This window comes from Pseudomonas sp. Y39-6 (assembly GCF_023651955.1).
GTDB classification, from domain to species: Bacteria; Pseudomonadota; Gammaproteobacteria; order Pseudomonadales; family Pseudomonadaceae; genus Aquipseudomonas; species Aquipseudomonas veronii.
Genome location: NZ_CP069594.1, coordinates 1,700,650 through 1,719,594 on the forward strand (window position 1 = coordinate 1,700,650; position 18,945 = coordinate 1,719,594).

Below are 18,945 nucleotides of genomic sequence, written 5' to 3' on the forward strand. Positions count from 1 at the left end.
TTACTCCCCTTTGCCAGCAGCAGCGGCAGCAGGAGCGGCGGTACCGGCAGGCTGGGCGTTGTCGGCGTCCTTGACCTTGACCTGGACGCCCGGCTTGACGTACTGCAAGCCTTCGGTGATCACACGGTCACCGGCGTTCAAGCCTTTTTCCACCAGCCAGTAAGCGCCGGCGGTGCGGTTGGCGACCAGCACGCGCTGCTCAACTTTGTTGTCCGCGTTGACCACCAACGCCGTCGGGATACCCTTGAGGTCTCGGGTCACGCCTTGCTGCGGTGCCAGGATCGCCTTGCTGTTCACACCGGCTTGCAACTGGGCGTGTACGAACATGCCAGGCAGCAGGGTGTGGTCAGGGTTGGGGAACACGGCGCGCAGGGTGACCGAACCGGTGGTCTGGTCAACCGACACTTCGGAGAACTCCAGTTTGCCGTCCAGGCCATAGCTGCTGCCGTCTTCCAGGGTCAGCTTGACCTTGGCGGCATTGGCGCCGGCTTTCTCCAGTTGGCCGCTTTCCAGGTCGCGGCGCAGTTTCAGCATTTCAGCCGAAGACTGCGTGACGTCGACGTAGATCGGGTCCAGTTGCTGGATCACCGCCATGGCATCGGCCTGGGCATTGCTGACCAGCGCGCCTTCGGTGACCGAGGAACGCCCGATACGCCCGGAGATCGGCGCGAACACCTTGGTGTAGCGCACGTTGATCTGGGCGGTTTGCACATTGGCTTCGGCGGTCATGCGGTTGGCCACGGCCGTGTCGTATTCCTGACGGCTGACGGCTTGCTCATCGACCAACTGCTTGTAGCGGTCGGAGATCGACTTGGTCTGGGACAGGCTGGCCTGTGCGCTTTTCAGGGTGGCGTCATAGACCGACGGATCGATCTGATAAAGCTGCTGGCCTTCTTTCACATCCCCGCCTTCCTTGAACAGGCGCTTGAGGATGATGCCATTGACCTGCGGACGGACTTCCGCGATGCGGTAGGCGGTGGTGCGGCCTGGCAGCTCGGACGTCAGGGTAAAGGCTTGCGGTTGAAGGGTGACCACGCCGACCAGAGGAGTTTGCGCGGGCGGAGCCGCCTCTTCCTTTTTGCATCCGCTGAGCAGCGATGCCAGGGCGACGGCAGTGACCAGAGCGGTAACAGCTGGCTTAAGTTGCATGAAGATCCTCGGGTCAGGCGCGCAGACTGCGCACAAGAAGGGTGGAAGGGTAAAAAACAAGCTGTGAGTAGATAAGTAGCTTGCTACGCAATATACTTACGTTCATGGTTGTTTGTAAACTCTTGACAGGCTTCGCGCGGTATTGACACAGCGCCGCCCCGAGCCTCGATTTTAGTCCGTTCGGCGCCCATGACGGTGTCGTCCCACAATTATTCAGATGCTCGTTAGCGCCTATTAAAGCAGCGTTACCGATAGTCCCACATGTTTTGATTGAGGTTTTATTGCCATGGTCCGTCGCACCAAAGAGGAAGCTCAGGAAACGCGCAGCCAGATTCTCGACGCTGCTGAGCAGGCCTTTTATGAGCGGGGTGTAGCGCGGACCACACTGGCGGACATCGCCGCGCTGGCCGGGGTAACGCGAGGCGCCATCTATTGGCACTTCAGCAATAAGTCCGACCTGTTGCAGGCATTGCTCGAGACCCTGCACGAACCCCTGGACGAGCTGGCCAGGGCCAGTGAAAGCGAGGATGAAGTCGACCCGCTGGGGTGTATGCGCAAGCTGCTGATTCATCTGTTCCATCAAGTGGTCCTGGACCCGAAAACCCGGCGCATCAACGAAATCCTGATTCATAAGTGCGAGTTCACCGATGAGATGTGCGACATGCGCCGTCAACGCCAGACCCACAGCCTGGAGTGCAACCTGCGTATCAGCCTGACCTTGCGTAACGCGGTCCATCGCGGGCAACTCCCGGAAAACCTCGACACCACGCGCGCAGCAGTGTGCATTCATGCCTACATCAATGGCTTGTTGGGCCAATGGCTGCTGGTGCCGGACAGTTTTGAGCTGCACCAGGAGGCTGAGCGTTGGGTCGATGCAGGGCTGGACATGCTGCGCTTGAGCCCTAGCCTGCGCAATTAAGTCAAAATATGTAATTGCATCCAATTGTTTCAACAGTAAAGCCTAAGGGCGGGCAATCGTCCTGCTGACTTATTGGTGGGATGACTTTATATACGGGCTGGCGGGTGGTTGAAAGATAGCCGCCTAAGTATTTTGTAGCGTTTTTGTTGCAAGGCTGTGAAGGAATGTTTCTCCGGACCGCTGAGATCTAATGTGGGAGGGAGCAAGCCCTCTCCCACATTTGATCCGGGGTGTTTTCCCGATCGGCGAAAAAAAGCCCCGGTTCTTGCGAGCCGGGGCTTTTTCGTTTCAACGCATCATAGCGCCAGGGTCGGGTAGTCGATGTAACCGACCGGGCCCTTGGCATAGAAGGTTTCCGGGTGCGCCTGGTTCAGCGGCGCATCGGCTTTCAAGCGTGCCGGCAGGTCCGGGTTGGCAATGAACGGCACGCCAAAGGCCACCGCATCCGCCTTGCCCGAGGCCAGCCAGGCGTTGGCGCTGTCCTTGGTAAAGCGTTCGTTGGCGATGTACACGCCGCCGAAGGCTTCTTTCAATTGCGGGCCGAGGCTGTCAGCGCCTTCTTTTTCACGCGAGCAGATAAAGGCGATGCCGCGTTTGCCCAGTTCGCGGGCGACGTAGGTGAAGGTTTCGGCCAGGTTGTCGTCACCCATGTCGTGGGAATCGGCGCGCGGTGCCAGGTGGACGCCCACGCGGCCGGCGCCCCAGACTTCGATGGCGGCGTCGGTCACTTCCAGCAGCAGGCGCGCGCGGTTTTCCAGGGAGCCGCCGTAGTTGTCGGTGCGATGGTTGGTGCTGCTTTGCAGGAACTGGTCGAGCAGGTAGCCGTTGGCGCCGTGGATTTCCACGCCGTCGAAACCGGCGGCCTTGGCGTTCTCGGCACCGGTGCGGTAGGCGTCGACGATGTCGGCGATTTCAGCGGTTTCCAGGGCGCGAGGCGTTGGGTAGTCGGCCAGCGGGCGGACCAGGCTGACGTGGCCTTTAGGCTGGATCGCACTCGGTGCCACCGGGGGTTCACCGTTCAGGTAAGAAGGGTGGGAGATCCGGCCGACGTGCCACAGTTGCAGGAAGATCTTGCCGCCCGCGGCATGTACGGCCTTGGTCACATTGGCCCAGCCACGTACCTGATCGTTGGACCAGATGCCCGGGGTGTCCGGGTAGCCCACGCCCATCGGCGTCACGGACATGGCTTCGCTGAGGATCAGCCCGGCGGAGGCGCGTTGTACGTAGTACTCGGCCATCAGCGCATTGGGCACGCGACCGGCGTCGGCACGGCAGCGGGTCAGCGGCGCCATGATGATGCGGTTCGACAGTTCCAGGTCGCCCAGTGTGATCGGATCGAAAATAGTCGTCATGGGATAACACCCTTCTCTTTAAGTTGATCAGTTGGTCGCAGGGGCCAGGTCGGCATCGCCGCTCTGACGGAAAGTGATCAGGGTCACCAGCAGCGCGAGGATCGCCAGGGCCGCGGCGGCCAGGGGCACGCTGGTCAGGCCGAAACCGTGGGCAATCACGCTGCCGCCGACCCAGGCGCCGAGGGCATTGCCGATGTTGAAGGCGCCGATGTTCAAGGTGGACACCAGGTTCGGCGCGGCCTTGCCGAAGGTCACCACGTTGATCTGCAGCGCGGGCACGGCGGCAAACGAGGCGGTGGCCCAGAGGAACAAGGTGATTTCGGTCGGGATCACCGCGATGCTGGTCCAGGTCAGCGCGGTGGAGACCACCGCCATGCTGATGAACACGCCGATCAGGGTGGCGGCCAGGCGTTTGTCCGCCAGCTTGCCGCCGATGATGTTGCCCACGGTGAGGCCCAGGCCGATCAGCAGCAGGGTCCAGGTCACGCCCTTGGGCGATACGCCGGTGACGTCGCCGAGCAGCGGCGCGACATACGTGAAGAGGGTGAACATGGACGCGGCGAACAGCGCAGTCATGGTCAGCGACAACCAGATGCCGGCGCCCTTGAGGGCGGCCAGTTCGGCGCGCATGTCGAGTTTTTCTTCATCGCGCTTGGCCGGCAGGAAGCGGATCAGGCCGATCAACGCGATCACGCCGATCACGGTCACCGCCCAGAAGGTCGAGCGCCAGCCGGCTTCCTGGCCCAGCGCCGTACCCAAGGGCACGCCCAGTACGTTGGCCAGGGTCAGGCCGGTGAACATCAAGGCCACGGCGGACGCACGCTTGTTGGCCGGCACCAGGTTGGCGGCGACCACCGAACCGATCCCGAAGAACGCACCGTGGCACAGCGCAGTGACCACGCGGGCAAACATCAGCACGTTGTAGTCGCTGGCCAGGGCGCAGAGCAGGTTGCCGATAATGAAAATGCCCATCAACGCGACCAGCGCGGCCTTGCGTGGCAGCCTGGCGGTGGCCAGCGCCATGAACGGCGCGCCGATGGCCACGCCGAGGGCGTAGCCGGTCACCAGCCAGCCGGCGCCGGGAATCGACACGCCCAAGTCCGCCGCCACATCGGGCAGCAAGCCCATGATGACGAACTCGGTGGTGCCGATGGCGAAGGCGCTCAGGGCGAGGATGAGGAGCGAGAGGGGCATGTGCGTGTCCTTGTTACAGTGGTGCGCGGATTTCAGAACTGAGCTCAGTGATGAGCGCAGTGAGGAAGGCTTGGATCGTTTCCTCGTTGCGTTTGAAAAAGTGCCACTGCCCGGCCTTCTGGCTGCTGATCAATCCCGCCCGTTGCAAGGTCGCCAGGTGCGCCGACACGGTCGACTGGGACAAGCCGCAGCGCTGGTCGATCTGCCCGGCGCAGATGCCGTATTCGTGGTTGTGCAGTTGCTCGGGGAATTGCACTTTCGGGTCTTTCAGCCAAGTGAGGATGTCTCGCCGTACTGGGTGCGCCAGGGCTTTTATTATTTCGTCGAGGTCGATGGACATGGCGGTTGCTCGGTGTCGTAAAGCGTTATATCGCGATGAGGCGAACTTTAAATCGGTATATCCCGATATTCCAATATGATTTCGGTCTTAGGCCAGACTGAATCGGTATATCGGGTTATAACGATGCGTTGACGGCAGTGATAGACTGCACACCATGAATTATCTCGCACATCTGCACCTGGGCGGCCAACTTCCTGCGCAACTGCTGGGCAGCCTCTATGGCGACTTCGTCAAAGGTCGCCTGCAAGGCCAGTTCAGCCCGCCGATCGAAGCGGCCATCCAGTTGCATCGTTCCATCGACCGTTTCACCGACAGCCATCCGCAGGTCGGCGAAGCGTTGTCGCGCTTTAGCCTGACGCGCCGGCGTTATGCCGGGATCGTCCTCGACGTGTTTTTCGATCACTGCCTGGCGCGGGATTGGGCGCTGTATGCCGAGCAGCCCCTGGAACACTTCACCTCCCAGGTGTACCGCTTGCTGGCGGCCGAACCGCAGTTGCCGGGGCGGCTGGCGCAGATTGCGCCGTACATGGCGGCGGATGATTGGCTGGGCTCATACCGCGAGTTCGCGGTGATGGAGCCGGTATTGCGGGGGATCTCGCGGCGCCTGACGCAGCCTGAGGAACTGGGCCATGCGATGCAGGAATTGCGCACGTTATACGAACCGTTGAGTGAAGACTTCCGGCTGTTTTATCCAGAGTTGCAAAAATTTGCCCAAGCCCAGCTGACCACTGAGATCTAAATGTGGGAGGGAGCTTGCTCCCGATGGCGGTGGTTCAGTCAGCACATGCATTGACTGACACACCGCCATCGGGGGCAAGCCCCCTCCCACATTGTTGACTGTGCTCGCTTCAGGCTGCGAATGCCGGCCGAACCGCAATCTGCTCTGCTTCCGGCAGCGGCCCGAACAACGCCTTCTGCACCGCCTGCTGCGCCTGGAACGCCAGCGCCGCGCGTTCCTGCCCGGCACAGGCAATCGGCGTGAGCACATGGATTTCCACATCGCCCTGGTCGTTGGCAAACAGGCGCATCAGGTGCGAGAGCAAATCGTCATCGCCAATGAACGGCGCCAGCGGGTCCACTTGCCCATCGCGCAGATACCGGATCGCCACCGGTTGCAGCGACACATCCGCCTCGATCGCACTGGCCAGCAGGCGCCCGTGAAAGGTACGCAGGCTGCGCCCGTCGGTGGTGGTGCCTTCGGGGAACATCAGCAGCGGGTGTTGCTGCTCCAGGTGACGGGTCATCTGTTTGCGGATCAGTTGGCTGTCGCCTGAACCGCGGCGAATAAACAGGCTACCGGCCTTTGCCGCCAACCAGCCGGCCACCGGCCAGGTGCGGACTTCGGCCTTGGACAAGAACGACATCGGCGTGACCATGCCCAGCAGCGGGATGTCGGTCCAGGACACGTGATTGCTCACCCACAGCATCGGTGTCTGCGGCAATTCACCGTGTACCGTCACGCGAAAGGGCAGGGCGTTGGTCAGCCGCGACATAAAGAACCGCGACCAACGCTGACGGCGCACCATCGAGTTGGCCACCCCCAGGCGCTCGAACACACCGAACACACTGGCCATGCTCAAGCCCAGCGCCACCACCAACAGTACCCGGGCGATCCGCGCGTACACGCGCACGCGGCCCATCACATGGCCGCCTTGAAGTGGCGCGCATAGCGCGGGCACAGCTCATCGCGCTTGAGCAGAATGAACACGTCGGCCACCTGGAAATCTTCATCCCAGCACGGCTCGCCGCAGATCTTCGCGCCCAGGCGCATATACGCCTTGAGCAGCGGCGGCATTTCCGCGATGACGTTGGACGGCAGGTCCAGCGCCGGCAGCGGTTTTTTCGGCTCGGCGCGCAGGTGTTCGTTGCACAGGTAGCGTTCGCGCAGGCGCTGCATGATCGCGTGGGCCTGGATGCCGCCATCGTGCATCGGGATGCTCGCGCAACCCATCAGGTAGCTGTAGCAGCCCTCGTTGAGCACTTCGGCCAACTCGCCCCACAGCACTGCGATGGTGCCGCCGTTGCGGTAGGCCGGGTCGACGCAGGTGCGGCCGATTTCCAGGATCGGGCCCTGCAAGTGCAGCAGGCCATGCAGGCTGAATTCTTCTTCGCTGTAGAACCGGCCCAGGGTGCTGGCGGCCTGGTGATCGAGCAAACGGGTGGTGGCCACCAGTCGACCGCTGTTCAAATCCCGCACGCCAATGTGGCTGCAGTGAACATCATAGTCATCCATGTCCAGGCCCAGTTCCGCGCCTTTCAGCTTGGCGTTGAACTCGCCGCTGAACACGTTGAACCGCAGGGCCTGGGCTTCTTGCAAAGCCTGGGCGCCGATCAGGCGTTCGGCTTGCAGACGGCGTTCATTGCCGGTGTCGCTGATGCGGGCGATCTGAGTCATGGCGAATCTCCGAGTGCCAGCCACGTTCCGGCCGGTCGACTTGTTTGTCCAAACTCAGGCTATGTAGGCTCGGTGTCATCTCCATGAAGTTACGGTGACGCTTAGATGACAGGCACTTATGTCGCCAATCTGTCATCGGCCTCGGCTAGGCTCGCGGGCTTGAATGGCCCCTTGAGTTCGTGTCCATGGTCAGAGGCTTGTTGTGCGTTGCCCTGTTGTTAGCCACCGTCACCACCCGCGCCGAAACCTGGCCTGACAAAGACTGGGCCAAGGGCACGCCGATCGAAGGTCCCGCTGTCGATGCCCTGAATGCCTATGCGTTTCCCCGGCGTGACGACGCCACGCGCCAAGGCATCCGCACCGACGCGCTGCTGGTGATCCGCGATGGCGAAGTCATCTACGAGCGCTACGCCATGCCCACCACCGCGAGCACGCCGCACCTGACCTGGTCGGTCAGCAAAAGCCTGATGGCCACCGTGCTGGGCGTGGCCTACGGCGAAAGCCGCTTCAAACTGAGCGACCCCGCCGCACGTTTCTACCCGCCGATGAAACAGCATCCAAGCGTGACGATGGCCGACTTGCTGCACTGGGCCTCGGGCCTCGATTGGCAGGAAGATTACGAATATGCCCCGCTGAAATCCTCGGTCGTCGCGATGCTCTACACCCGCGGCCGCGCCGACATGGCGGAGTTCGTCGCCGGCATGCACACCGCCCGCGCGCCGGGCGAGGCCTTCCGTTATTCCAGCGGCGACAGCAACCTGCTCTCCGCCGCGCTCAAGGGCATGCTCGGCCACAAGGCCTACATGAGCTACCCGTGGGATGCGCTGTTCAAGCCGCTGGGCATTCACAACGCCACTTGGGAAACCGATGCCGATGAAACCTTCGTCGCCTCGTCCTACGCCTACCTCACCGCCCGCGACCTGGCGCGCGTCGGCCTGCTGATGGCGCGCGACGGTCGCTGGCGGGAGCAACAGTTGGTGCCGAAAGCCTGGGTCGATTTCAATCGACAACCGTTCGATCACTACAAGGCCGGCCAGGACGAAGCCATGCCCGGCGGCCATTGGTGGCTCAACCGCGCCGTGCAGGGCGCCCCAAGACCCTGGCCCGACGCCCCCGCCGACACCTTCGCCGCCCTCGGCCACTGGGGCCAGGCGCTGTATGTCATGCCCGACGAACATCTGGTGATCGTGCGCTACGGCGATGACCGCGATGACAGCTACCGCCACAACGAACTGCTCAAACGCGTGCTGGCGGCGGTGCAGCCATGATCCGCCGTCGGCCGTTTACCAGTCTTTTTCTGCTGCTGTTGCTCGCCGTGCTGGGCTGGGGCTGGCACGAGCGCGTCAACCTGCAAGCCTTCCCCGACATCATCGCGGCGTATACGGCCAAGGAGTACTGCTCGTGCCGGTATGTGCAGAATAATCCCGCCGAGTATTGCCGGGGGTATGTGAAGCAGTACGTGCCGATCAGTGCGTTCACCGATGACCCGGAGCGCAGTGAAGTCAGCGCCAGTGGATTGGGGCGTACCCATACGGCCAGATGGTTGGGCGAACATCAGGGCTGCCGCCTCAACCCCTGACACGTCATCTCCGAGGTGGGGGTGGCTTTGTCAGCTACATTGCGCCCGGCAGGCGGCACAGTTAAGGTTCGTTCAGGTTTTCCGCCCCACGAGTCTTTAATGTTCAACGCGTCTGTCATCAAACCCCTGGCCTTCGCCCTGCTGGCCGCCGCCGCCGTGCCTGCCCACGCGGACTGGTACCTGGACAACGAGTCCTCGCGGCTGTCGTTCGTCACCACCAAAAACACCGAGATTGCCGAGGTGCAGCGCTTCCTGGTGCTGCACGGCAAGGTCGACCGCAACGGTGCGGCGCAGGTGGAAGTGGAGTTGGAGTCGGTCAACAGCGGCATCCCGCTGCGCGATGAGCGCATGCGCAATCAACTGTTCGAGATCAAGACCTTCCCCGAAGCGCTGATCAGCACGCAGATCAACCTGCAACCGATCAACGACCTGGCCCCCGGCGCGCAGTTGGAGTTGCGCCTGCCATTAAGCGTCACGCTGCATGGCAAGACCCACACCTACAACGCCGAGCTGTTGGCCACGCGCCTGGATGATCGGCGTTTCCAGGTGGTGACCCTGGAACCGCTGGTGTTGCGCGCCGAGGATTTTGAGCTGGTGCCGGGTGTGACGGCGTTGCGCAACGCGGCTGGGCTGGCGTCGATCAGTTTGGCGGTGCCGGTGGGTGCGGTACTGATCTTTACGGCGCGCTGACATGAGCGGCGCAGTGTTCCCGTGGCGCAGCGCCAACCGTTTCGAGTTGTTGATCGACGGGCCGAGCTTTTTCCCGCAAATGCTGGTGGACATTGCCCGGGCAGAGCATCAGGTGGATCTGGAGTTATACCTGGTGGAAGCCGGCGCCTGCGCCGAAGTCTTGGTGCAGGCGCTGGCGCAGGCGGCTGAGCGGGGCGTGCGGGTGCGCTGCCTGTTCGATGATTACGGCAGCCTGGCGTTCACCCTCGGGTTGCGTAAGCGCCTGACCGACGCCGGTGTGGAACTGCGCTTTTACAATCGCCTGGAATGGCGGCGCTGGATGGGCAACCTGTACCGCGACCACCGCAAATTATTGCTGGTCGATCAAGGCATCGCCGTGGTCGGCGGTACCGGCGTCACCGATGAGTTCTGGACACCGGGGCAGGACAGCGCCGACTGGCATGAAGTGATGGTGCAGATCGACGGCCCGCTGGTGCTCGACTGGCAAGCGCTGTTCGACCGGCAATGGTTGGCCAACGACGACCGCCGCGCCTGGAAACCGGCCACCCATTTCGGCTTGCCGCACTTGCCCAAAGTACCGCCGACCGGGTCTGGTCTCGGCCGTGTTGCCTATGCCGACGCGCGCCAACACCGCGATATTCTGCACTCGCTGATCCGCGCGCTGAGCAGCGGCCACCGGCGCATCTGGTTGGCGACCCCGTATTTCCTGCCCACCTGGGGCGTGCGTCGGGCCTTGCGCCGGGCGGCGGGGCGCGGCGTGGACGTGCGCTTGCTGCTGACCGGCCCGCGTACCGATCACCCGTCCGTGCGCTACGCCGGGCACCGTTATTACCCGCGTTTGCTGCGCTCGGGCGTGCAGATATTTGAATACCAGCCGTGCTTCCTGCACCTGAAGATGGTCTTGGTGGACGATTGGGTCAGCATCGGCTCGTGCAACTTCGACCACTGGAATTTGCGCTTCAACCTGGAAGCCAACCTCGAAGCGTTGGACCCTGCGCTGACGCTGGCCGTGGCCGGCAGTTTCGAACGGGATTTTGCCCAGAGCCAGGCGGTGAGCCTGGAGGCGTGGAAGTCGCGGCCGTTATGGCGGCGGGTGAAGCAGCGGGTGTGGGGGTGGATCGATCGGTTGGTGGTGAACCTGCTCAATCGACGCGACTGACGCGCCCAACTCACCCAACGCGCTCAACGCGCTTAATTCGCTCAATTCGCTTAACTGTAGGAGCGAGCTTGCTCGCGAAAAACCTGAGAACAACGCGTTCATTCAGCATGAGCGCGTCATCGTTAACGGTCTTCGCGAGCAAGCTCGCTCCTACAGAGGGCGGGGGCGGGCGTTAGAGCAGCTCGAAGGTCTGCTGCTGCACATCCTGGGAGTCCAAGCCGATCTGCACATTGAACTCACCCGGTTCCGCCGCGAACTTGAGCTGGCTGTTGTAGAACTTCAAGTCCTCTTCGGTAATGGTGAAGTGCAACGTGCGCTCTTCGCCGGCCTTGAGCATGACTTTCTGGAAGTTCTTCAGCTCCTTGATCGGGCGGATCATCGAGCCGGCCACGTCCTGGATATACAGCTGCACCACGGTTTCGCCGTCGACCTTGCCGGTGTTTTTCACGGTGACGCTGGCGTCGAGCTTACCGCTCTTGTTCAGGGTGGTGGACGACAGCGCCATGTCCGACAGGCTGAACGTGGTGTAGCTCAAGCCATAGCCGAACGGGAACAGTGGCCCGGTGGTGTCATCGAAGTACTGCGAGGTGTAGTTACCCGGCTTGCCTGGGGTAAACGGCCGGCCGATGGTCAGGTGGTTGTAGTAGGTCGGAATCTGCCCCACCGAACGTGGGAACGTGATCGGCAGCTTGCCCGACGGGTTGTAGTCACCGAACAGCACGTCGGCGATGGCGTTGCCGCCTTCGGTGCCGGCGAACCAGGTTTCCAGGATCGCGTCGGCTTGCTGGTTTTCTTCGAGAATCGACAGCGGACGGCCGTTCATCAGCACCAGCACCAGTGGCTTGCCGGTGGCTTTGAGGGCCTTGATCAGGTCGCGCTGGCTTTGTGGGATGTTCAGGTCGGTGCGGCTGGACGATTCGTGGGACATGCCACGGGACTCGCCCACGGCAGCGACCACCACATCGGCATCCTTGGCGGCCTTGACCGCTTCGTCGATCATCACCTGGGCCGGGCGGGTGTCATCCACCACTTCCGGGGCATCGAAGTTGAGGAAGTTGAGGTAGTCGACCACGGCCTTGTCGTTGGTGATGTTGGCGCCACGGGCATAGATGATCTTGCCCTTTTCACCGATCACCGCGTTGAGGCCGTCGAGCAGGGTCACCGATTGTGCCGGCTTACCGGCGGCGGCCCAGCTGCCCATCATGTCGATGGGGGCCTTGGCCAGTGGGCCGACCAGGGCGATGGTCGCGGATTTTTTCAGCGGCAGGGTGTCGTTCTGGTTCTTCAGCAGGACCATGCTGCGGCGTGCTATGTCACGTGCATCGGTGCGGTGCAGACGGCTTTCGGCGTTGGTGTCGGCCGGGTCGTCCTCGGCCTTGCCGATGCGCAGGTACGGGTCTTTGAACAGGCCCATGTCGTACTTGGCGCCGAGCACTTCACGCACGGCGTTGTCGATGTCGCTCTGCTCGATCTCGCCGGACTTGAGCAGCCCCGGCAATTCCTTGCCATACAGCGAGTCGTTCATGCTCATGTCGATGCCGGCCTTGATCGCCAGCTTGGCGGCTTCACGCCCGTCCTTGGCCACGCCGTGCTTGATCAGCTCGAAGATCGCGCCGTGGTCGCTGACGGCCAGGCCCTTGAAGCCCCAGTCCTTGCGCAGCAGGTCGTTCATCAGCCAGGTGTTGGCGGTGGCGGGCACGCCGTTGATCGAGTTGAGCGCGACCATCACACCGCCGGCACCGGCCTTGATCGCCGCGTGGTAGGGCGGCAGGTAGTCCTGGTACATCTTGACCGGGCTCATGTCGACCACGTTGTAGTCGCGACCGCCTTCCACCGCACCGTACAGGGCGAAGTGCTTGACGCTGGCCATGATGCTGTCGGCATTCGCCGCGCTGCTGCCCTGGAAGGCCTTGACCATCACTTCGGCGATGCGCGACACCAGGTAGGTGTCTTCACCGAAGCCTTCGGAGGTGCGGCCCCAGCGCGGGTCGCGGGAGATGTCGACCATCGGCGCGAAGGTGATGTCGAGGCTGTCGGCCGCGGCTTCCTGGGCGGCAATGCGCCCGGAGCGGCCGATGGCGTTCATGTCCCAGCTGGACGCCAGGGCCAGGCTGATCGGGAAAATCGTGCGGTGGCCGTGGATCACGTCGTAGGCGAAGAACATCGGGATCTTCAACCGGCTGCGCATGGCCGCGTCCTGCATCGGACGGTTTTCCGGGCGGGTGATGGAGTTGAAGGTGCCACCGATGCGGCCGGCGGCGATTTCCTTGCGGATCAGCTCGCGGGGCATTTCCGGGCCGATGCTGATCAGGCGCAATTGGCCGATCTTTTCATCGAGGGTCATCTGCTTGAGCAGGTCGCTGACGAAGGCGTCCTTGTCTTTAAGCGCAGCAGGCTTTGTTTCTGCCCAGACGGGGTGGGTGGCCAGAGTGGCAACAAGGCCGAGCAAACACAGCTTCTTCATGAATATCCTTTTTCGGCGCACTGCACAGCGGTTAGGCTGATCGGCCAAAATGTGGGGAGCGTCTATTGTTGTTCGGGTGTCGTTCAGAAAAATGCAGCACACTCTGAACTCTTTATCGCGCTGGGCATCTTTTTAGCTGATTGGCTCGATGCATTCCAGTAGTGGGGGCGGATTATGCCCCATGTGCGCGGTTTATAGGGCGAGTCGTCAAATTCCATCAAGGTTGGGCAGGAGAAACACCATGCAAGCAGCACAAGGTTACCGCTGGGGCTTGAAGGCCGCGGCTTTGCTATTGATCAGCACAGTGCTGAGCGGTTGCGGCATCAACACCATTCCGACCCTGGATGAACAGGCCAAGGCGGCCTGGGGCCAGGTGCAGAACCAGTATCAACGGCGTGCCGACCTGATCCCCAACCTGGTGGAAGTGGTCAAGGGTTACGCAACCCATGAACAAGACACCCTCACCGCAGTGATTGAAGCGCGGGCCAAGGCCACGTCGATCCAGGTCGACGCCAGCACCCTCGACAACCCGGAAAAACTCAAGCAGTTCCAGCAAGCCCAGGACGGTTTGAGCAGTGCGCTCAGCCGCTTGATGGTGGTGTCCGAGCGCTACCCGGACCTGAAGGCCAACCAGAACTTCCTGGCCCTGCAGTCGCAACTGGAAGGCACGGAAAACCGTATCGCCGTGGCGCGTCGCGACTTTATCCAGGCGGTGCAGGCGTACAACACCGAGATCCGCACGTTCCCGGGGCGCCTGTGGCACAGCGTGATGTACAGCGATCTGCCGATCCGCGCCACGTTTGAAGCCACCACTGCCGATGCCGATAAAGCGCCGCAAGTGAAGTTCAAATAAAGCTGCATTGAGGTGTCGATGCGTTTATTACGGATAGGCCTGGCGCTGTGGCTGTTGGCCTGCGCGGGCGTGGCCCAGGCGGCGTTGACCTTCCCGGCGTTGACCGGGCGGGTGGTGGACACTGCGCAGATGATCGACCCGGCGGTGCGCGAGCAGTTGACCCAGCAATTGCAGGCGCTGGAGCAAAGCCGTGGCGACCAGATCGTGGTGGTCACCGTGCCTGACCTGCAGGGCGTGCCGATTGAAGACTACGGTTATCAGTTGGGGCGCCAGTGGGGCATCGGCCAGAAGGGCAAGGACAACGGTGCGCTGTTGATCGTCGCCCGCGATGAGCGCAAATTGCGCATCGAAGTCGGTTATGGCCTGGAAGGCACGCTGACCGATGCGCAGTCGTGGGTGATCATCAATCAGGTGATTGCGCCCAAGTTCAAGGCCGGCAAGTTCAGCCAGGGCATCAGCGACGGCGTCGCCGCGATGATCCAGGTGGTGGGCGGCGAGCCGCTGGCGGTGCCGGCCCATGTGGTGGATGCCAACTTCGCCAAGGATAATCCGGGGTTTTCCATCGGCTTGTTCGTCCTGCTGATCGGCGTGTTGTGGCTGTGCAATCGCCTGGGCCTGCCCGTGTGGGCGATCCTGTTGGCGATTCTCAGCAGCAGTGGCCGTGGCGGTGGGGGAGGCGGCGGCGGTGGCGGTGGTTTTCGCGGCGGCGGTGGCGGTTTCGGCGGTGGCGGGGCTTCGGGCGGCTGGTGATGACAATAACTAAAAACGAGCGTTTACAACCATGGCACTACTGACTGAACACGAACAACGCCAGGTCGCCGAAGCGATCGCCCGGGTCGAGCGACAGACCGACGCCGAGCTGGTGACCGTGCTGGCCGCGCGTGCCGACGATTACGCCTACATCCCGTTGCTGTGGGCCAGCCTGATCGCGTTGGTGGTGCCGGGGGTGGTGCATTACTTCTCGGGCTACCTGAGCATGTACACCTTGTTGTTGGCGCAGTGGGCGACATTCATCGTGCTGTGCCTGGTGTTTCGCCTGCCCAAGGTCACCACGCGGCTGATCCCCCGCTCGGTACGCCACTGGCGCGCGTCGAACCTGGCGCGGCGTCAGTTCCTCGAGCAGAACCTGCACCACACGCTGGGCGGCACCGGGGTGTTGATTTTTGTCAGCGAGGCCGAGCGCTATGTGGAGATCCTGGTGGATAACGGGATTTCCAAACGCCTGGATGACAGCAGTTGGGATGGTATCGTCAAGGCGTTTACCCAGCAGGTGAAACAGGGCCAGACGTTGGCCGGGTTCATTGCCTGCATCGAAGCCAGCGGAGAGTTGCTCAAGGTGCATGTGCCGCTGACGCACGCGCGCAATGAATTGCCCAATCGCCTGATCGTGCTCGAATAACCCATGTGGGAGGGGGCTTGCCCCCGATGGCGGTGAGTCAGTCAACATCTTCATGGCTGACCCACTGCTATCGGGGGCAAGCCCCCTCCCACATTTGGATCTGCGGTGGGGCCCCCAATCTTACCGTTGATCAAATAACCCCGTGCCCTCAGCCCCCATCCCCCCTAAAATGCCCGGCATTCCCAGCCCGAGGCGTTTTTGTTCATGTCCGTCACCGCTCAACCTGCCCGCCCTGCGCCGGATCATCACGCCCAGTTCATCGAACTGCTCAGCGCAAGCCTTGCGCACAACGCCTTTATCAAACTGGTGCTGGCCAAGTACGTCGGTGAGGAAGCCGAGCTGCAACGGCTGATCATCAAGGCGGTGACGGTCAAGGAGCAGCCCTGCCTGTCCTTCGTCTACCGCTACAAAACCCGCGACATCACCAAGAACCTCCCGGTGGCCGACGGTGTGGCGGCGATTGCCGAGTTGTTGCCGACCTCGTTCAAGAACGCACACTTGCTCGCGCTGACCGACGAAGCCCAGCTGGAATACAGCAAGAAGAACAAAAGCTCGCTGTTCAAAAGCAAGCCGCAGCAATTGCGTGAGGCGCCGTCGGCCGAGCACAACCGCGAGAAGAATCGCTTCCTCGACCTGAGCCGGCCGTTCCTCGCCGACCTGGGCGTGACCGACGCCAAGCACGCGCTGATCCCGTCGATGTCGCGCAAGTGGAAGCAGATCAACAAGTTCATCGAAGTGTTCAGCCATGCGCTGATCGCGTCCCCGCTGAGGCTGGACCAACCGGTGCGCGTCGCTGATTTCGGCTCGGGCAAGGGCTACCTGACTTTCGCCATCCACGACTACCTGCGCAACACCCTCAATGTCGAGGCCGAGGTCACCGGTGTTGAACTGCGCGAAGACATGGTCAGCTTGTGCAACGCCGCCGCCGCCCGCCTCGAACACCCGGGGCTGGTGTTCACCTGCGGCGACGTGCGCAGCGTCGCGCCCAGCGAGCTGGACGTGATGATCGCCCTGCATGCCTGCGACATCGCCACCGATTATGCGATCCACACCGGCATCCGTTCCGGCGCCTCGATCATCATGTGCTCGCCGTGCTGCCACAAACAGATCCGCCTGCAGATCCAGAGCCCGGTGCTGTTGAAGCCGATGCTGCAATACGGTTTGCACCTGGGCCAGCAGGCGGAAATGGTCACCGACAGCCTGCGCGCCTTGTTCCTGGAGGCTTGCGGTTATGAGACCAAGGTGTTCGAGTTCATCTCCCTGGAACACACCAACAAGAACAAGATGATCCTTGCGGTGAAACGCGCCGAACCGGTGGACAACGCGCAGCTACTGGACAAGATTCAGGCACTCAAGGACTTCTATCACATCACCGAGCACTGCCTGGAAACCCTGTTGCGTACCGACGGTTACCTCGGCTGAACACGAAGCCAATGTGGGAGGGGGCAAGCCCCCTCCCACCGTTAAATCGCATTGGCCTTTGTAATTGGCGCGGGCTGCACCGCGGTCTTGCGCCCCAGCATCACCGTCACGATCACCCCGCAGGCGAACAGCCAGGTGATCGGCTCGATGTGTTCACCAAAGAACAACGCCGAAAACGCGATGGTGAAGAAGATCTGCAACAGCTGAATCTGGCTGACCCGCGCAATGCCGCCCATGGCCAACCCGGCGTACCACGCAAAGAACCCCAGGAACTGCGAGAACAGCGACACATAACCGAACGCCCACCAGGTGCCCATGGAAATCGCGCCTTGATGCTGCACCGCCAGGTAAGCCACCGGGCCGATCAACAGCGGCGTCGACAGCACCAGCGCCCAGCAGATCACCTGCCAGCCGCCCATCTCCTTGGCCAAGCGCCCACCTTCGGCATAACCCAGGCCGCCCACGGCAATCGCGCCGAGCATCAACAGATCCCCCGCTTGAATACTGCCGGCACCGCTGATCAACGCATAACTCAGCACCAGCGCGCTACCCAAGGCGGCGCAGGCCCAGAAGGCTTTTGACGGCCGTTCGTGGGACAGCCACGCGGCGTACAGCGCAACGCACAGCGGTTGCAGGCCATTGACCAACGCGCCGTGGGACGCCGGCAGCGTCTGCATGGCCCACGCCGACAACACCGGAAAGCCCAAGATCACCCCGGCAATCACCAGGCACAGGCCGCGCACCTGGCGCCAGCTCGGCCAGCGCTCGCGGCGCCACAGCAACAGCGCCGCCGCCGGGATCGCGGCGAACAACGCACGGCCCAGACCGTTGAGCAGCGGGTGGATTTCCTGCACCACGATACGCGTGAAGGGCAGAGTCAGGCTGAAGATGATGACGCCCAGCAGGCCGAGGGCCATGCCGGTGTTTTCGCGCGAGTTCATGGCGGGAACCGGAATCGAGTGGTCGGAAGTGGACGATCATCTAGCCACAACCTCCGCGAATCGGGGGTCTACAGCTGGGTGCGGATTGATCCGTACAGTTGTAGTAGCGGGGGATTACCCGGCCCGTCGGCACGCGCCTATCTTGACTACTTTTGTCTGCCCAACCGTTGAACTGGAGGAATGCCCCATGGCTGCGAAAAAGATCCTGATGCTGGTCGGCGATTATGTCGAAGACTATGAAGTGATGGTGCCCTTCCAGGCGCTGCTGATGGTCGGTCATATCGTCCACGCGGTGTGCCCCGACAAGTCGGCCGGCGAGACCGTGCGAACCGCGATCCATGACTTTGAAGGCGATCAGACCTACAGCGAAAAGCCCGGTCACCTGTTCGCCCTGAATGCGGATTTCGCCCAGGTCGAAGCCGCCGACTACGATGCGCTGCTGGTGCCCGGTGGTCGTGCGCCGGAATACCTGCGCCTGAATGAAAAAGTCCTGCGACTGGTGCGCGCCTTCGATCAAGCCGGCAAGCCGATTGCTGCGGTGTGCCATGGCGCGCAACTGCTGGCGGCGGCCGGTATCCTCGCCGGTCGCGAGTGCAGTGCCTACCCGGCCTGTGCCCCGGAAGTGCGCCTGGCGGGCGGTTCGTTCATCGATATTCCAGTGACCCACAGCCACGTTCAAGGCAATCTGGCCACGGCGCCGGCCTGGCCGGCGCACCCAAGCTGGCTGGCCGGGTTCCTCGGCCTGCTGGGCACGACAATCACCTTGTAAGCAACGGAGGTCATCGCCATGTGCGAGCTGTACGTCAAGGCCGACCCGATTCTCTATGAGTCTCGCTCGCGCTCCCTGCGCATCTGCGGCGTCGTCACTACCGTGCGCCTGGAGAACCAGTTCTGGGACATCCTCAGCGAAATCGCCAGCGTGGATGGCATGACCACCAATCAACTGATCACCAAGCTGTACGAGGAAGTCATGGACTACCGCGGCGAGGTGGTCAATTTTGCCTCGTTTCTGCGCGTCAGCTGTACCCGCTACTTGAGCAAGCAGCGCACACCGACGGCCGAGTTGAGCCTGGTGCGCAACCGCTAGGC

Annotated in this window: 20 protein-coding genes; 12 read left to right on the plus strand and 8 right to left on the minus strand. The window is 62.3% G+C overall.

Annotated elements, in window-relative coordinates; all coding sequences use genetic code 11:
• A complete protein-coding gene (locus JN756_RS07640) occupies nucleotides 1-1,149 on the minus strand; it encodes an efflux RND transporter periplasmic adaptor subunit (RefSeq protein WP_201021965.1) in 1,149 nt (382 codons plus the stop codon).
• 286 nt (nucleotides 1,150-1,435) lie between these two features.
• Here JN756_RS07640 and JN756_RS07645 point away from each other — a divergent pair, with 286 nt between their 5' ends.
• The gene (locus JN756_RS07645; RefSeq protein ID WP_046384415.1) at nucleotides 1,436-2,068 is read left to right on the plus strand and encodes a TetR family transcriptional regulator; all 633 of its coding nucleotides are present in this window, start codon (nucleotides 1,436-1,438) and stop codon (nucleotides 2,066-2,068) included.
• 296 nt (nucleotides 2,069-2,364) lie between these two features.
• On the opposite strand, the gene JN756_RS07650 is transcribed toward JN756_RS07645, so the two are convergent.
• From JN756_RS07650 to JN756_RS07660, 3 genes are read right to left on the minus strand one after another with little or no spacing between them, the layout of a single operon-like run.
• Entirely contained in the window at nucleotides 2,365-3,420 is a 1,056-nt protein-coding gene (locus JN756_RS07650; protein WP_201021966.1) for an alkene reductase, read from the minus strand.
• A 27-nt stretch (nucleotides 3,421-3,447) separates the two neighbouring features.
• Nucleotides 3,448-4,614, minus strand: a complete 1,167-nt coding sequence (locus JN756_RS07655) for an MFS transporter (RefSeq protein WP_017844837.1) — start codon at nucleotides 4,612-4,614, stop codon at nucleotides 3,448-3,450.
• A gap of 13 nt (nucleotides 4,615-4,627) precedes the next feature.
• Nucleotides 4,628-4,954, minus strand: coding sequence for an ArsR/SmtB family transcription factor (locus JN756_RS07660; protein ID WP_017844838.1), 327 nt, complete (start codon nucleotides 4,952-4,954; stop codon nucleotides 4,628-4,630).
• Between the two features lie 154 nt (nucleotides 4,955-5,108).
• Between JN756_RS07660 and JN756_RS07665 the strand changes: the two genes are divergently transcribed.
• The gene (locus JN756_RS07665) at nucleotides 5,109-5,693 is read left to right on the plus strand and encodes an acyl carrier protein phosphodiesterase (RefSeq protein WP_201021967.1); all 585 of its coding nucleotides are present in this window, start codon (nucleotides 5,109-5,111) and stop codon (nucleotides 5,691-5,693) included.
• 109 nt (nucleotides 5,694-5,802) lie between these two features.
• Here the strand turns inward: JN756_RS07665 and JN756_RS07670 are convergent, their stop codons facing one another.
• Together JN756_RS07670 and olsB are read right to left on the minus strand one after the other, a co-directional pair.
• Nucleotides 5,803-6,594 (minus strand): lysophospholipid acyltransferase family protein, encoded by a 792-nt coding sequence (locus JN756_RS07670; protein WP_057004749.1) that lies wholly within the window; start codon nucleotides 6,592-6,594, stop codon nucleotides 5,803-5,805.
• The gene (olsB, locus tag JN756_RS07675) at nucleotides 6,594-7,349 is read right to left on the minus strand and encodes an L-ornithine N(alpha)-acyltransferase (RefSeq protein WP_017844841.1); all 756 of its coding nucleotides are present in this window, start codon (nucleotides 7,347-7,349) and stop codon (nucleotides 6,594-6,596) included. Before olsB ends, JN756_RS07670 begins: the two co-directional genes overlap by 1 nt.
• A 185-nt stretch (nucleotides 7,350-7,534) precedes the next feature.
• Here olsB and JN756_RS07680 point away from each other — a divergent pair, with 185 nt between their 5' ends.
• The 4 genes from JN756_RS07680 to JN756_RS07695 all read left to right on the plus strand — a co-directional run bounded on the left by JN756_RS07680 (nucleotide 7,535) and on the right by JN756_RS07695 (nucleotide 10,777).
• On the plus strand, nucleotides 7,535-8,617 hold the full coding sequence (locus JN756_RS07680) for a serine hydrolase domain-containing protein (RefSeq protein ID WP_046384412.1): 1,083 nt from the start codon (nucleotides 7,535-7,537) through the stop codon (nucleotides 8,615-8,617).
• A complete protein-coding gene (locus JN756_RS07685) occupies nucleotides 8,614-8,928 on the plus strand; it encodes a hypothetical protein (protein WP_017844843.1) in 315 nt (104 codons plus the stop codon). Before JN756_RS07680 ends, JN756_RS07685 begins: the two co-directional genes overlap by 4 nt.
• A 99-nt stretch (nucleotides 8,929-9,027) precedes the next feature.
• Nucleotides 9,028-9,618 (plus strand): YceI family protein, encoded by a 591-nt coding sequence (locus JN756_RS07690; protein WP_017844844.1) that lies wholly within the window; start codon nucleotides 9,028-9,030, stop codon nucleotides 9,616-9,618.
• A 1-nt stretch (nucleotide 9,619) separates the two neighbouring features.
• Complete coding sequence (locus tag JN756_RS07695) at nucleotides 9,620-10,777, plus strand: phospholipase D-like domain-containing protein (RefSeq protein ID WP_057004751.1); 1,158 nt, start codon at nucleotides 9,620-9,622, stop codon at nucleotides 10,775-10,777.
• A 172-nt stretch (nucleotides 10,778-10,949) separates the two neighbouring features.
• Here JN756_RS07695 and bglX read toward each other — a convergent pair whose 3' ends face one another.
• A complete protein-coding gene (gene bglX / locus JN756_RS07700) occupies nucleotides 10,950-13,241 on the minus strand; it encodes a beta-glucosidase BglX (RefSeq protein WP_201021968.1) in 2,292 nt (763 codons plus the stop codon).
• A gap of 241 nt (nucleotides 13,242-13,482) precedes the next feature.
• On the opposite strand from bglX, the gene JN756_RS07705 reads away from it, so the two are divergent.
• The 4 genes from JN756_RS07705 (at nucleotide 13,483) to JN756_RS07720 (ending at nucleotide 16,915) form a co-directional block, all read left to right on the plus strand.
• Nucleotides 13,483-14,094, plus strand: coding sequence for a LemA family protein (locus tag JN756_RS07705; RefSeq protein ID WP_017844848.1), 612 nt, complete (start codon nucleotides 13,483-13,485; stop codon nucleotides 14,092-14,094).
• Between the two features lie 18 nt (nucleotides 14,095-14,112).
• Nucleotides 14,113-14,844, plus strand: a complete 732-nt coding sequence (locus tag JN756_RS07710) for a TPM domain-containing protein (protein ID WP_201021969.1) — start codon at nucleotides 14,113-14,115, stop codon at nucleotides 14,842-14,844.
• 31 nt (nucleotides 14,845-14,875) lie between these two features.
• The gene (locus JN756_RS07715; RefSeq protein ID WP_108526015.1) at nucleotides 14,876-15,493 is read left to right on the plus strand and encodes a TPM domain-containing protein; all 618 of its coding nucleotides are present in this window, start codon (nucleotides 14,876-14,878) and stop codon (nucleotides 15,491-15,493) included.
• A 204-nt stretch (nucleotides 15,494-15,697) separates the two neighbouring features.
• Nucleotides 15,698-16,915, plus strand: coding sequence for a class I SAM-dependent methyltransferase (locus JN756_RS07720; protein ID WP_017844851.1), 1,218 nt, complete (start codon nucleotides 15,698-15,700; stop codon nucleotides 16,913-16,915).
• Nucleotides 16,916-16,956: 41 nt separating this feature from the next.
• On the opposite strand, the gene JN756_RS07725 is transcribed toward JN756_RS07720, so the two are convergent.
• A complete protein-coding gene (locus JN756_RS07725) occupies nucleotides 16,957-17,856 on the minus strand; it encodes a DMT family transporter (RefSeq protein WP_017844852.1) in 900 nt (299 codons plus the stop codon).
• Nucleotides 17,857-18,043: 187 nt separating this feature from the next.
• Between JN756_RS07725 and JN756_RS07730 the strand changes: the two genes are divergently transcribed.
• Nucleotides 18,044-18,625, plus strand: a complete 582-nt coding sequence (locus JN756_RS07730) for a DJ-1/PfpI family protein (protein ID WP_102618437.1) — start codon at nucleotides 18,044-18,046, stop codon at nucleotides 18,623-18,625.
• Between the two features lie 18 nt (nucleotides 18,626-18,643).
• Nucleotides 18,644-18,943 carry a ribbon-helix-helix domain-containing protein gene (locus tag JN756_RS07735; RefSeq protein ID WP_017844854.1) on the plus strand — a complete coding sequence of 100 codons (300 nt, stop codon included), beginning with the start codon at nucleotides 18,644-18,646 and terminating at the stop codon, nucleotides 18,941-18,943.
• Nucleotides 18,944-18,945 lie beyond the last annotated feature (2 nt).

Excerpts from the sequence above, each read along its gene's own strand:
- JN756_RS07665 (WP_201021967.1), top strand. The coding sequence starts at position 5,109 with ATGAATTATCTCGCACATCTGCACCTGGGCGGCCAACTTCCTGCGCAA.
- olsB (WP_017844841.1), bottom strand. The coding sequence starts at position 7,349 with ATGACTCAGATCGCCCGCATCAGCGACACCGGCAATGAACGCCGTCTG.
- JN756_RS07640 (WP_201021965.1), bottom strand. The coding sequence starts at position 1,149 with ATGCAACTTAAGCCAGCTGTTACCGCTCTGGTCACTGCCGTCGCCCTG.
- JN756_RS07720 (WP_017844851.1), top strand. The coding sequence starts at position 15,698 with ATGTCCGTCACCGCTCAACCTGCCCGCCCTGCGCCGGATCATCACGCC.
- JN756_RS07685 (WP_017844843.1), top strand. The coding sequence starts at position 8,614 with ATGATCCGCCGTCGGCCGTTTACCAGTCTTTTTCTGCTGCTGTTGCTC.
- JN756_RS07660 (WP_017844838.1), bottom strand. The coding sequence starts at position 4,954 with ATGTCCATCGACCTCGACGAAATAATAAAAGCCCTGGCGCACCCAGTA.
- JN756_RS07650 (WP_201021966.1), bottom strand. The coding sequence starts at position 3,420 with ATGACGACTATTTTCGATCCGATCACACTGGGCGACCTGGAACTGTCG.
- JN756_RS07670 (WP_057004749.1), bottom strand. The coding sequence starts at position 6,594 with ATGGGCCGCGTGCGCGTGTACGCGCGGATCGCCCGGGTACTGTTGGTG.
- JN756_RS07645 (WP_046384415.1), top strand. The coding sequence starts at position 1,436 with ATGGTCCGTCGCACCAAAGAGGAAGCTCAGGAAACGCGCAGCCAGATT.
- JN756_RS07655 (WP_017844837.1), bottom strand. The coding sequence starts at position 4,614 with ATGCCCCTCTCGCTCCTCATCCTCGCCCTGAGCGCCTTCGCCATCGGC.
- JN756_RS07715 (WP_108526015.1), top strand. The coding sequence starts at position 14,876 with ATGGCACTACTGACTGAACACGAACAACGCCAGGTCGCCGAAGCGATC.
- JN756_RS07690 (WP_017844844.1), top strand. The coding sequence starts at position 9,028 with ATGTTCAACGCGTCTGTCATCAAACCCCTGGCCTTCGCCCTGCTGGCC.
- JN756_RS07735 (WP_017844854.1), top strand. The coding sequence starts at position 18,644 with ATGTGCGAGCTGTACGTCAAGGCCGACCCGATTCTCTATGAGTCTCGC.
- JN756_RS07710 (WP_201021969.1), top strand. The coding sequence starts at position 14,113 with ATGCGTTTATTACGGATAGGCCTGGCGCTGTGGCTGTTGGCCTGCGCG.
- JN756_RS07725 (WP_017844852.1), bottom strand. The coding sequence starts at position 17,856 with ATGAACTCGCGCGAAAACACCGGCATGGCCCTCGGCCTGCTGGGCGTC.
- JN756_RS07680 (WP_046384412.1), top strand. The coding sequence starts at position 7,535 with ATGGTCAGAGGCTTGTTGTGCGTTGCCCTGTTGTTAGCCACCGTCACC.
- JN756_RS07730 (WP_102618437.1), top strand. The coding sequence starts at position 18,044 with ATGGCTGCGAAAAAGATCCTGATGCTGGTCGGCGATTATGTCGAAGAC.
- JN756_RS07695 (WP_057004751.1), top strand. The coding sequence starts at position 9,620 with ATGAGCGGCGCAGTGTTCCCGTGGCGCAGCGCCAACCGTTTCGAGTTG.
- JN756_RS07705 (WP_017844848.1), top strand. The coding sequence starts at position 13,483 with ATGCAAGCAGCACAAGGTTACCGCTGGGGCTTGAAGGCCGCGGCTTTG.
- bglX (WP_201021968.1), bottom strand. The coding sequence starts at position 13,241 with ATGAAGAAGCTGTGTTTGCTCGGCCTTGTTGCCACTCTGGCCACCCAC.